Source organism: Saccharothrix sp., from assembly GCF_031180885.1.
Taxonomy (GTDB): domain Bacteria; phylum Actinomycetota; class Actinomycetes; order Mycobacteriales; family Pseudonocardiaceae; genus Actinosynnema.
The window spans coordinates 1-11934 of sequence record NZ_JAPSLK010000104.1 but is presented as its reverse complement, the minus strand read 5'-3'; the positions used below and the strand labels follow the sequence as shown (position 1 = coordinate 11934).

At 71.1% G+C, this 11934-nt stretch carries 8 protein-coding genes; 5 read left to right on the top strand and 3 right to left on the bottom strand.

The genetic code is table 11. The features are described 5' to 3' along the window. Positions 1-711 precede the first annotated feature (711 nt). On the top strand, positions 712-3381 hold the full coding sequence (locus RIN75_RS43230) for a cellulose binding domain-containing protein (protein ID WP_309117921.1): 2670 nt from the start codon (positions 712-714) through the stop codon (positions 3379-3381). Here RIN75_RS43230 and RIN75_RS43225 read toward each other — a convergent pair. The 3 genes from RIN75_RS43225 to RIN75_RS43215 form a co-directional block, all read right to left on the bottom strand. Next, entirely contained in the window at positions 3378-3692 is a 315-nt protein-coding gene (locus tag RIN75_RS43225; RefSeq protein WP_309117922.1) for a lipopolysaccharide assembly protein LapA domain-containing protein, read from the bottom strand. The genes RIN75_RS43230 and RIN75_RS43225 overlap by 4 nt on opposite strands. A gap of 168 nt (positions 3693-3860) precedes the next feature. After that, a complete protein-coding gene (locus tag RIN75_RS43220; RefSeq protein WP_309117920.1) occupies positions 3861-6575 on the bottom strand; it encodes a helix-turn-helix domain-containing protein in 2715 nt (904 codons plus the stop codon). A gap of 145 nt (positions 6576-6720) precedes the next feature. Then, positions 6721-7893, bottom strand: coding sequence for an ROK family transcriptional regulator (locus tag RIN75_RS43215; protein ID WP_309117919.1), 1173 nt, complete (start codon positions 7891-7893; stop codon positions 6721-6723). Between the two features lie 61 nt (positions 7894-7954). On the opposite strand from RIN75_RS43215, the gene xylA reads away from it, so the two are divergent. The 4 genes from xylA (at position 7955) to RIN75_RS43195 (ending at position 11701) form a co-directional block, all read left to right on the top strand. Beyond that, a complete protein-coding gene (gene xylA / locus RIN75_RS43210; protein ID WP_309117918.1) occupies positions 7955-9091 on the top strand; it encodes a xylose isomerase in 1137 nt (378 codons plus the stop codon). Beyond that, positions 9088-10467 (top strand): xylulokinase, encoded by a 1380-nt coding sequence (xylB, locus tag RIN75_RS43205; protein WP_309117917.1) that lies wholly within the window; start codon positions 9088-9090, stop codon positions 10465-10467. Before xylA ends, xylB begins: the two co-directional genes overlap by 4 nt. Positions 10468-10544: 77 nt before the next feature. Then, positions 10545-11096: a hemerythrin domain-containing protein gene (locus RIN75_RS43200; protein WP_309117916.1), complete on the top strand. Its 552-nt coding sequence runs from the start codon at positions 10545-10547 to the stop codon at positions 11094-11096. After that, positions 11096-11701: an NAD(P)H-dependent oxidoreductase gene (locus tag RIN75_RS43195; RefSeq protein ID WP_309117915.1), complete on the top strand. Its 606-nt coding sequence runs from the start codon at positions 11096-11098 to the stop codon at positions 11699-11701. The genes RIN75_RS43200 and RIN75_RS43195 overlap by 1 nt, the downstream gene beginning before the upstream one ends. The last annotated feature ends 233 nt before the right edge of the window (positions 11702-11934 follow it).

The window sequence follows — 11934 nt, the reverse complement described above, 5'->3', positions numbered from 1 at the left end:
GTCCCCCGTACGGCCTGGGCGCAGCCCAACCACGCTTCGGTCCTTTCCGCAACCACGCTTCACCGGTTGCGGAAAGGACCGAAGCGTGGTTGCCTCCGGCAGGCCGTGCGGGGGACGAACCGACGCTCTTCCACCCCCGGGGGCCTGCCGCGCGGCGAGCGCCGCTTTTGATCTTGAGAGCGCGCAGCGCGTTGGGTTTGAGGGCGCGCCGGCGCGTTCAAGAGCGCGAAGCGCGTTCGTCCTGAGAGCGCGCCGGCGCGTTCAAGAGCGCGAAGCGCGTTGGAGCTTGCGGAAGCGGAGCGCGTTGCGTGACCACGCGCGAAGCGTGGAGTTGAGCGGGGAAGCGCAATTCTAAAGATTAAAAGAGCCTCGCCGGCGGGCGAGCCGCCAAGGATGACACAAGCAAGAAGCCCGGGTTGGGGTGTGTGCCCCGGCGGCACTGCCCGACGGCGCTGCGCGCCGAAAGCGGGCGCTGCGCGCCAAAGAGCAGGGCGCTGCGTGCCGAAGGGCAGGTGTTGCGTGTCGAAGGGCAGGGTGTTGCGTGCCGAAGAGTGTAGGTGCGGTGCGGCTGTTGACGGGGTGGGCGTCTGGCGTTAACGTTCGAGCGGTGTGGTTCTGGGAGCGCTCCCAGAACGCCGGCTCGCGCACCGACCCGTGTGGACCTGACCGCCATCAGTGGTCCGCCTTCCCTGCGCAAAGGAGCGCTGACCGATGGCACCCCGACTCGTGGTGAAGCGGCTGGTGGCCGTGGCGACCGCGGTGTGCGCGGCGGTGGGGCTGGTGCTGGTGTCGACCCAGACCAAGCCCGCCGCCGGTGCCGCTGCCGCGGCCGAGCAGCAGTACGACTGGAAGAACGTCGAGATCGCGGGCGGTGGGTTCGTGCCCGGGATCGTGTTCTCGCCGGCGGAGAAGGACCTGATCTACGCCCGGACGGACATCGGTGGGGCGTACCGGTGGGACAAGACGTCCGGGCGGTGGATTCCCCTGCTGGACTGGGTTGGCTGGGACCGGTGGGGCTGGAACGGCGTTGCCTCGATCGCCCCGGACCCGAGTAACGCGTCCAAGGTGTACGCGGCGGTGGGCATGTACACCAACAGTTGGGACCCCCGGAACGGGGCCATCCTGCGGTCCAGCGACCGCGGTGCCACCTGGCAGGTTGCGGAGTTGCCGTTCAAGGTGGGCGGGAACATGCCGGGGCGGGGGATGGGGGAGCGGCTCGCGGTCGATCCCAACGACGGGCGGGTGATCTATTTCGGTGCGCCCAGCGGGAAGGGGTTGTGGCGCAGCACCGATGGGGGTGCGACTTGGGGGCAGGTCTCGTCCTTTCCGAACCCGGGCAACTACGTTGCCGACCCGAATGACGCGAACGGGTACCTCAACGACATCCAAGGTGTTGTGTGGGTGACGTTCGACCCGCGGTCGTCGGAGGGTTCGCCCAGTCGGACGATCTACGTGGGTGTGGCGGACAAGGAGAACACCGTCTACCGGAGTGTGGATGGTGGTGCCTCGTGGAGTCGGGTTCCGGGGCAGCCGACCGGGTTCATCGCGCACAAGGGAGTGCTCGCCGGTTCCAATTTGTTTATCGCCACCAGTGACACCGGTGGGCCGTATGACGGTGGCAAGGGTGATGTGTGGAAGTTCGACACCGTGGGTGGGGTCTGGACGCGGATCAGCCCTGTGCCGTCGACCAGCTCGGACGCGTACTACGGGTACTCCGGGCTCACGGTGGATCGGCAGAATCCCAATGTCCTGATGGTCTCCACGCAGATCTCGTGGTGGCCGGACGTGATCCTCTTCCGGTCGGTGGACGGCGGCGCCACCTGGACCCGGGCCTGGGACTTCACCTCGTACCCGAACCGGAGTTTCCGGTACAAGATGGACGTTTCCGCCGCGCCCTGGCTGACCTGGGGCGCCAACCCGCAGCCGCCGGAGGTCACGCCCAAGCTGGGGTGGATGGTCGAGTCCATGGAGATCGACCCGTTCGACTCCAACCGGATGCTCTACGGCACCGGCGCGACCATCTACGGCACGACCGACCTGACCAAGTGGGACACCGGCGGGCAGATCACGATCAAGCCGGTGGTGGGTGGTCTGGAGGAGACGGCCGTTCTGGACCTGATCAGTCCGCCGAGCGGGGCGCCACTGGTGAGCGGGTTGGGGGACATCGGTGGGTTCCGGCACGTTGATTTGACCAAGGTGCCGTCGATGATGTTCTTGCAGCCGAACTTCACCTCGACGACCTCGTTGGACTACGCCGAGGCCTCGCCGGCGGTGATGGTGCGGTCGGGGAACGTCGATGGCGCGGCGCACGTGGCGTTTTCGACGGACGGTGGGGCCAACTGGTTCGCTGGGTCCGAGCCGGGTGGGGTGACCGGGGGCGGGACTGTTGCTGCGGCGGCGGACGGTTCGCGGTTCGTGTGGAGTCCCGGTGGCGAGGCGGTGCACTACGCCGTTGGGTTCGGGAACTCGTGGGCTCCGTCGGCCGGGGTGCCGGCGGGGGCTGTGGTGGAGTCGGATCGGGTGAACCCGCGGCGGTTCTACGCGTTGGCCGGTGGGCGGGTTTACTCCAGTGTGGACGGTGGGGTTTCCTTCACGGCAAGGGCTTCGGTGACCGCCTCCAAGCTGCACGCGGTGCCGGGGAAGGAAGGGGAACTGTGGCTGGCCGGTGAAGGTGGGTTGTTCCGGTCGGTCGATGGTGGGGCGACCGTGTCGAAGGTGAGCGGGGTCGCATCGGCGGTGAACATCGGGTTCGGCAAGGCGGCGGCTGGGCGTGATTACCCCGCTTTGTACGCGGTGTTGAGCCTGGGTGGTGCGACCGGGGTCTACCGGTCGGACGACGTCGGGGCGAACTGGGTTCGGATCAACGACGACCGGCACCAGTACGGGAACATGGGTGAGGCGATCACCGGTGATCCCCGGGTGTACGGGCGGGTTTACCTGGGGACCAACGGGCGGGGGATCCTGTACGCGGATCCGGTTGGGGCACCGCCTACGACCTCTACGACGACCACGACGTCTACTACTACGACGACGACCACGACTACGACGACCACCGGTGTGCCGGTGTCGTGTCACGTCGACTACAAGGTGTCCAGCCAGTGGGCTGGCGGGTTCACGGCCTCGGTGAAGATCACCAACCGGGGGGTGAGCGCGGTTCAGGGCTGGGCGTTGCGGTTCACCTTCCCCAGCGGGCAGGTGATCACCAACGCCTGGAACGGCAAGGCGTCGCAGAGCGGCGCGGTTGCCACGGTGACCAACGAGGGTTGGAACGGGACCATCGCGGCGGGTGGCTCGGTGGAGTTCGGATTCCAGGCGAGCTGGCAGGGCAGCAACGTCACACCCACCGGCTTCACGCTGAACGGTGCATCCTGTTCGGCTTAGCGACTCGGAGCGCGTAGCCCTCGTTTGGCCTGGCGGCGCAGCTGGAGGATTCTGGCTGCGCCGACCAGGGCCACCATCACCGCACCGCCGATGGCGGCGAACAGCAGCGCCACGCCCAGCGGCAGGGTGGCGGCGATGCCCAGGAAGTGGATGGTGGTGCTGGTCAGGTTCTGCAGGATGAAGATCAGCAGGAAGACCAGCACGACGATCGAGGCCAGGACGGCGACCCACGTGCCGCTGATCCTCGTCGGCTTGAGCTTCGTCGTGCCGGCGGGCTCGGGTGCGCCGGTGCGCCGGATGTCGGGGTCCAGGCGGCTCTCCGGGCGGTCCACGGACGTCGGACCGACCGGGGGCGGCCCGCCCGGGATCGGGGAGGTGGGGAGCGCGTCGGTGCGGTCCTCGTCACGGGGAGTGGTCACACCGCTAAGTATCGGACCGGTGCGTGACGGCCGCCAGTCAGGCGTGCGGGTGAGGCCCGGCTACGAGCACGGCGGGTGGTAGGCGATCCCGTTGAAGTTGCGGCGCCATTCCTCGGGGGTGAGGGGTTGGCCGGCGGTCTCGCACATGTTGGCGATGGCCAGGTCCAGGTTGAACTCCCACGAGCGGGTGGTGCCGTCGGAGTTCGCGGTGGTCACCCAGTCCGGGGCGTCGCCGAAGCTGACCGCGTAGATGTTGTCGGTGTTGCCGCTGATCCGGCCGCGCTGGGTGGGGGACTGCTTCGAGGCCAGGTCCCACATCCGGACCGTGCTGTCCTTGCCGACGCTGGCCAGGGCGGTGCCGTCGCGGCGGAAGCCGAGGGTGGTGACGCGGTCCTGGTGGGCGTCTAAGGTGCTGAGCCGGGTCGGGTCCCACGGGTTCGCGCGCAGGTCCCACAGGCGGATGGTGCCCGAGCGGCCGGCCACCGCGAGGGTGCTGCCGTCCTGGGTGATGGCCGCCGTGGTGACGTCCTGGCCGTCGTCCAGTTTGCCGATCTGGTGCGGGGCCGAGGGGTCGGCGATGTCGAAGAGGCGGACCGTGCTCTGGTTGTCGATCGTGATCAGGGTGTCGCCCTTGTCCGGGGAGAAGGCGATGGCGTTGACGGCCCTGTCGTGCCTGGTGATGGTGCTGCGCAGCACCGGCTCGTAGGGGTTGGAGGCGTCCCAGATGCGGATCAGGGCGGGGCTCTCCACGGTCACCAGCGTCTGGCCGTTGGGGGAGAGCACGGCGTGGATCAGGGGCTCTGTGAACGTGTGCGCCAGGACCGGGTTGCGGGCGTCGGTGATGTCCCAGATCCGGGCGTCCGGGGACTCGGCGGTGGTGGCGAAGGCCTGTTGGCCGGGGGTGACGGCCACGCTGGTGACGGTGTTGCGCGGGGTCAGGTAGCCGCCCAGGCGCTTGTACACGTGGTCGTCGGCGGGGAAGGGCACGCGGGCGTTGGGCAGCGCCGTGCCGTCGGGGCCGGTGGTGCCGGTCGGGTAGACCGAGCGGCTGACCATGTCGCGGCTGGTCGCGGCGTGGAAGCTGAGGACCTGGTCGCGCAGGTCGTCGGTGCGGCTGAGCTGGTAGGCCGCGATGATGAGGTGGTTGGCCAGGCGGCGGTCGGTGGCGCGCTTGCTCTGCGCCTCGTTGGCGACCAGGCGGGCCACCGACAGGTTGCGCTCCTGGGCCGCCTGCTTCTGGGCCCGGATGGCCAGGACCACGGCGCTGCCCGCGAACAGCAGCAGGACCAGCAGCAGCGCGACCAGTTGGCGCAGCCGGCGGGTCTGCCGGTGGTCGCGCTTGCGCTCCTCGTCGCGGGCGTCCTGGCTGGCCTTGAGGAAGTCGCGTTCGGTGACGCTGGTGCGGACGCCGTCGCGGGAGGTCCACTCCAGCGCGGTGTCCAGGCGGGAGCCGCGGTAGAGGGCGTCCGGGTCGCGGTCCAGGGCGTCCCAGGTGGCCGCCGCCTCGGTGAGCCGGCGCATGGTGCGCAGGCCGTCCCGGTCGGTGCTGAGCCAGTTCCGCAGGCGCGGCCACGAGCGGATCAGGGCCTCGTGGGAGATCTCGACGGTGTCCCGGTCGAGGGTGAGCAGGCGGGCGTGGGCCAGCCGGTCGAGGACGACGTCCACGTCCACGTCGTGGTCGAGTTCGGCCCGCGGGAGGCGCCGCTTGGTGTCCTCGGTGCCGTCGCCGAGGGCGGTCAGGCGCAGGAAGACCTGGCGGGCCAGGACGCGTTGCTGCCGCTCCAGGGAGGTGAACGTGCGTTCCGCGGTCTGGGCGATGGCGTGCTGGATGCCGCCCGCCGCCTCGTAGCCGGCCAGGGTGAGGGTGGTGCCCCGGCGGCGGCGCCAGGTCTCCAGCAGGGCGTGGGACAGCAGCGGGAGCACGCCGGCCTGGCCGGTGGCGTCCGCGATCAGGCGGGAGACCAGGGCGGTCTCCACCGTGCAGTTCGCCTTGATCGCCGGTTGCATGATGACCTGGCGCAGTTCCTCCGGACCCATCGGGCCCAGCAGGAGTTGGCCGTCGGTGATGGCCTTGACCAGGTCCGGGTACTGGGCGCAGTGGCCGTAGAAGTCGGCGCGGACGCCCACGACCACCTGGCATTCGGCGGTGAGCAGCGCGTCGATGAAGCTCTCGCGCTGGTCGGGGTCCGGGCAGAGGGTGAAGATCTCCTCGAACTGGTCGACGATCAAGAGGTCGTGGTCGAGGTCGCCGGCGGTGAAGTCGCACTGCGACGGGGTGGTGACGGTGGTCCGGTCGGTGCGGCGGGGGACCAGCCCGGCGCGCAGGAGCGACGACTTGCCCGCGCCCGAAGCACCGAAGACCGCCACGAACCGCCTGGTCGCGATCCGGCTCTCCAGGTCTTCCAGGACGTGCTCGCGACCGAAGAACCACTCGGCGTCCTCGGTGCCGTAGGCGGCCAGGCCGGCGTAGGGCGGGTGGCCCTCGCCGGCGGCGGGCTGGGGCGTGGGCAGGACCTCGGCGGCCACCCGGTGCCAGCGGTCCTCCCACTCGGCCACGTCGCCCTCGCAGGCCCGGACGTAGGCGAGGGTCACCGCGAGCGTGGGCAGCTTCCGGCCGCCGGCCGCGTCGGACAGCGTGGTGGCCGAGTAGTGGGCGCGCGCGCCCAACTGGCGGTAGCTGTACCCGCCCGCCTTGTCCCGCAGCGACCTCAGGTCCGCCGCGAACTTGAGCAGCGGGCTGTCACCCGCGTCCAACGGGCGTTCTCCACGCGGCACCGGTTCACCCCCTGACCAAGGTCCCCGAGTTCCGGGGCGCCGTCCAGGCTTTCAGATCGACGCTCTGGACGGGTCCGCTTCCGGTGCGCGCATCCGGGTGAACCGGTCCAGGCCACGTTCCAGTGTGCCTGTGCGCGAGACGTGCTCAGCTTTGCGCCGCTGTGATGTACGGGTCCGGGTCGGCCAGGATCGCCCGGACGGCGGTGCTCGCCGCGCCGCGCACGGCCGCTTCAGGCCCCAGGGTGGAGGTCAGGACGGTGGTGGGGGACCAGCGGGCGCCCAGGACGCGGGTGCGGAGGGTGGTTTGCAGTGGTTCGGTGAGCCAGGGGGCCAGGCGGGCGTAGGTGCCGCCGAGCACCACCGTGGGCAGGTCCAGCAGGTTCACCGCGCCGGACAGGGCGGTGGCCAGCCACTTCGCCGCGTCGGACACGGCGGTGGCGGCGGACGGGTCGCCCGAGCGCAGGGCGTGGACCAGGTCTTCGAAGGTGGGGCAGCCGGCGGCCTTGAGGATCTCGTCCTGGCCGGCCAGGCGTTCCAGGCAGCCCCGTGAGCCGCACGGGCACGGCGGGCCGTTGGGGTCGACCTGGAGGTGGCCGATCTCGCCGCCGAAGCCCCGGACCCCGTCGAACAGGGCGCCCGCCACGACGATGCCCGCGCCGATGCCGATCTCGCCGGAGACGTGCACGAAGTCCTGGTCGCCGTGGCCGTGCCACAGCTCGGCGAGGGCGGCCAGGTTCGCCTCGTTGCCGACCTGCACGGGCACGTCGAGGGCGACCCTGGAGCGCAGTTCGCCGCGCACGTCGACCTCCTCCCAGCCCAGGTTCGGGGCCACCCGCAGGATGCCGGTCGCGGTCTCCACCAGGCCGGGCACGGCCACGCCCACCCCGCCGATGGGCACGTTGCGCTTGAGCACGTTCTTGATCGCGGTCGCGGCCTTGGTCAGCACCCGGGCCGGGGAGGACGTGCGGTTGTCGCTCGCGCGCAGCGCCCGGTGCCGGACCCGGCCGGTCAGGTCGACCAGGCAGGTGGCCACGTAGTCGACGCCGATCTCCACGCCCAGGCCGTGCGGGCCGTCCGGGGACGGGTGCAGGGCGGTGCCCCGGCGGCCCGGGCCCGGGCGGGCCTGCGCCTCGCCCTCGACCACCAGGCCAGCCGCGATCATGCGGTCCACCAGGCTCGACACGGTCGCCTTGGTCAGCCCCGTCCGGGTGGACACGGCCGCGCGGGACGAGCCCGGGTGGGTGGTGATGGCGTCGAGCACCAGGGCGGAGTTGTGCCGTCGCACGGTGTGCTGGCTCGCGGGTTGCGGTCGGGACACCACTGGAGGATAGCGGCATCGTGCGATAAGTTCAGGCATCAAACTTATTGGAGGTGCCCTCGTGGACAAGTTCAGCTTCGGCCTGTGGACCGTCGGGTGGCAGGGGCGCGACCCGTTCGGCGATGCGACCCGCCCCGTGCTGGACGCCCCGCTCGCGGTGCGCAAGCTGGCGGAGTTGGGAGCGTGGGGCATCACGTTCCACGACGACGACCTGGTCCCGTTCGGCGCGGACGCGGTGGAGCGCGACCGGCGCGTCGCCGACTTCCGCGCGGCCCTGGACGAGACCGGCCTCGTCGTGCCGATGGTGACCACGAACCTGTTCACCCACCCGGTCTTCAAGGACGGCGGGTTCACCAGCAACGACCGCACCGTGCGGCGGTTCGCGCTGCGCAAGGTGCTGCGCAACCTGGAGCTGGCGGCCGAACTGGGTGCGCAGACCATCGTGCTGTGGGGCGGCCGGGAAGGCTCCGAGGTCGACGCGGGCAAGGACGTCCGCGCCGCCCTCGACCGGTACCGGGAGGCCCTGGACACCATCGCCGCGTACTCGGAGAGCCAGGGCTACGGCTTCCGCTTCGCCCTGGAGCCCAAGCCCAACGAGCCGCGCGGCGACATCCTGCTGCCGACCATCGGGCACGCGCTGGCGTTGATCTCCACGCTGGAGCACGAGCCCCTGTTCGGCGTGAACCCCGAGGTCGGGCACGAGCAGATGGCGGGCCTGAACTTCGTGCACGGCATCGCGCAGGCGCTGTGGCAGGGCAAGCTGTTCCACATCGACCTCAACGGCCAGAAGGGCCCGCGCTACGACCAGGACTTCGTGTTCGGGCACGGCGACCTGCTGTCCGCGTTCTTCCTGGTCGACCTGCTGGAGAACGGCGGCTACGACGGCCCGCGGCACTTCGACTACAAGCCGCTGCGGACCGAGGACCTCGACGGCGTGTGGACCAGCGCGGCGGCCAACATGCGCACCTACAAGCTGCTGCGCGAGCGGGTGGCGGCGTTCCGGGCGGACCCGGAGGTGCAGGAGGCGTTGCGGGCCAGCGGGGTCATCGAACTGTCCGAGTCCACGCTGAACCCCGGTGAGTCCATTGTGGACTTCATCAAGGCGGACGAGGACATCACGCCGGCGGTCGAGCGGGGGTACGGGTTCGTGCACCTCGGCCAGCTGGCGCTGGAGCACGTGTTGGGCGCGCGCGGATGACGCTCGTCGCGGGCGTCGACTCGTCCACCCAGTCCTGCAAGGTGGTCGTGCGCGACGCCGAGACCGGTGCGCTGGTGCGGGAGGGCCGGGCGGCCCACCCGGCCGGCACGGAGGTCGACCCGGCGGCGTGGTGGGACGCGTTGCAGGAGGCGTTCCGGGCGGCCGGCGGGGTCGACGACGTGGCGGCGGTTTCCGTTGCGGCGCAACAGCACGGGATGGTGTGCCTGGACGCTTCCGGCGAGGTCGTGCGGCCCGCGTTGCTGTGGAACGACACGCGGTCGGCGGGCGCGGCGGCGGACCTGGTCGAGGAGTTGGGCGGCCGGGAGAAGTGGGCGCAGGCGGTGGGCAACGTGCCCGTCGCCTCGCTCACCGTCACCAAGCTGCGGTGGTTGGCGCGCAACGAGCCCGCCAACGCGGCTCGGACGGAGGCGGTGTGCCTGCCGCACGACTGGCTGACCTGGCGGTTGGCCGGTAGTTCTTCGTTGGAGGCCTTGACCACGGACCGCAGTGACGTCAGCGGCACCGGGTACTGGTCACCGTCCACAGAGGACTACCGGCCGGAGCTGCTGGAGCTGGCGTTCGGCAAGGTGCCGGTGCTGCCTTCGGTGCTGGGTCCGGCGGAGCTGGTCGCGGGCCGGTTCGGCGTGGGCGCGGGGGACAACGCGTCCGCCGCGCTGGGCGTGCAGGCCCGGCCCGGTGACGTGGTGGTGTCGGTCGGCACGTCCGGGACGGCGTTCGCCCGCGCGGTGGCTCCGGTGGCCGACGGCAGCGGGACGGTGAACGGGTTCGCCGACGCCGAGGGCGGGTTCCTGCCTTTGGTGTGCACGTTGAACGCGTCCCGCGTGCTGGATGCCACGGCGGCTCTGCTCGGGGTGTCCCTGGACGAACTGTCCCGGCTGGCGTTGAGTGCGCCGGCCGGGGCGGACGGGCTCGTGCTGGTGCCCTACCTGGAGGGCGAGCGGACGCCGAACAAGCCCGACTCGACCGGCGCGGTGCACGGGTTGCGCCTGGACACCGCCACCCCCGCCCACCTGGCGCGGGCGGCGGTGGAGGGGCTGCTGTGCAGCCTGGCCGACGCGATCGACGCGTTGCGCGCGTTGGGGACGCCGGTGGAACGGGTGCTGCTGATCGGCGGCGGGGCGCAGTCGGCGGCCGTGCGGTCGATCGCGCCCGCGGTGTTCGGGTGCCCGGTCCTCCTGCCTGCTACCAGCGAGTACGTCGCGGACGGGGCGGCTCGGCAGGCGGCGTGGGCGGTGAGCGGCGCGGAGGAGCCGCCGCACTGGTCGGAGCTGACCTCGGAGCTGTTCGAGGCCGACCCGACGCCGTGGGTGCGCGAGCAGTACGCGGCGGCGCGGGAGCTGACCGTGTCGCGGTGACGGTGCGTGGCCGGCGCTTCTCGGGGGGCGCCGGCCACGCCCGGTTCGGCGGTGTGCGGGTGGGTAACCCACCGTGCATGAACGACGAAGAAGACGTGATCGCACTGCTGGTCCGCCAGCACGGCGAGATCCGCGACCTGTTCGCCGAGGTCGAGGCCGCGCACGGGGACGCGCGCAAGGACGCGTTCCGCCGCCTGGTCCGGCTGCTCGCGGTGCACGAGACGGCCGAGGAGGAGATCGTGCACCCGGCCGCCCGGCACGGCGAGGGCGGTGACGCCGTCGTGGACGCCCGGGTCGCGGAGGAGCGGCGGGCCAAGGAACTGCTGTCCACCCTCGACGACATCGGCCCGGACGCCGAGGGCTTCGACACCCTGCTGTTCGAGCTGCGCGACGACGTCCTGGCGCACGCCCGGCACGAGGAGCAGGAGGAGTTCCCCCGGCTGCGCGCCGAGTACGACGGCGACCGGCTGCGCGCGCTGGCGAAGGCCGTCCGGGCCGCGGAGGTGATCGCACCGACCCGACCGCACCCCGGCGTCGAATCCCCCGCGGCGAACATGCTGCTCGGGCCGCCAGTGGCCCTGATGGACCGGGCGCGTGACCTGATCCGCGCGGCCCTGGGGAGGAAGTGATGCGGGCGGTCGTCCTGCACTGCACGTTGAAGAAGTCGCCCGAGCGGTCGAACACCGAACTGCTGTCCGCGGTGGTGGAGAACGACCTCCGCGAGCGCGGCGTGGACGTTCACCCGATCCGGGTGGTGGACCGGAACGTGCCACCGGGGGTTGTCACCGATATGGGTGACGGCGACGAGTGGCCGGCGATCCACGAGGAGCTGCTGCGGTCGGAGATCCTGATCGTGGCCACCCCGACGTGGCTGGGCCGGCCGTCGTCGGTGGCGCAGCGCGTGTTGGAGCGGATGGACGCCATGATCTCGGAGAAGGACGACGAGGGCCGGCCGGTGGCGTACAACCGGGTGGCGGGCGTGGTGGTGACGGGGAACGAGGACGGCGCGCACCACGTGATCAGCGAGGTGTCGGGGGCGCTGGTGGACATCGGCTACACGGTGCCGGGTCAGGCGTGGACGTACTGGAACATGGGGCCCGGGCCGGGTCCGGACTTCACCCAGACCGACCACGGGCATGAGTGGTCCGTGTCGACGGGGAAGGCGATGGCGTCGAACCTGCACGCGGCAGCCGAGGCCCTGTCCAAGAACCCGATCCCCGCCCCACCGAGCTAGCCAAGTGTGGGGCCAGCCCACGCTTGGCCGAGCGCGCAGCGCCTGCTTTCCGGCGCGCAGCGCCTGTTCTTCGGCGCGCAGCGCCGTCGGGCAGTGCCGCCGGGGCACACACCTCAACCCGGGCTTCTTGCTTGTGTCATCCCCGTATGGCCCGCCCGAAGGGCTACCACATTTTTGGTCGGGTGCAGCCGAAAATTTTGTGAGGAACGAGCAAAATTTTTAGCGGCACCCGG

Bases quoted from the DNA above. Each gene is read 5' to 3' on its own strand.
- RIN75_RS43230 (WP_309117921.1), top strand. From the start codon at position 712: ATGGCACCCCGACTCGTGGTGAAGCGGCTGGTGGCCGTGGCGACCGCG.
- xylB (WP_309117917.1), top strand. From the start codon at position 9,088: ATGACGCTCGTCGCGGGCGTCGACTCGTCCACCCAGTCCTGCAAGGTG.
- RIN75_RS43200 (WP_309117916.1), top strand. From the start codon at position 10,545: ATGAACGACGAAGAAGACGTGATCGCACTGCTGGTCCGCCAGCACGGC.
- RIN75_RS43195 (WP_309117915.1), top strand. From the start codon at position 11,096: ATGCGGGCGGTCGTCCTGCACTGCACGTTGAAGAAGTCGCCCGAGCGG.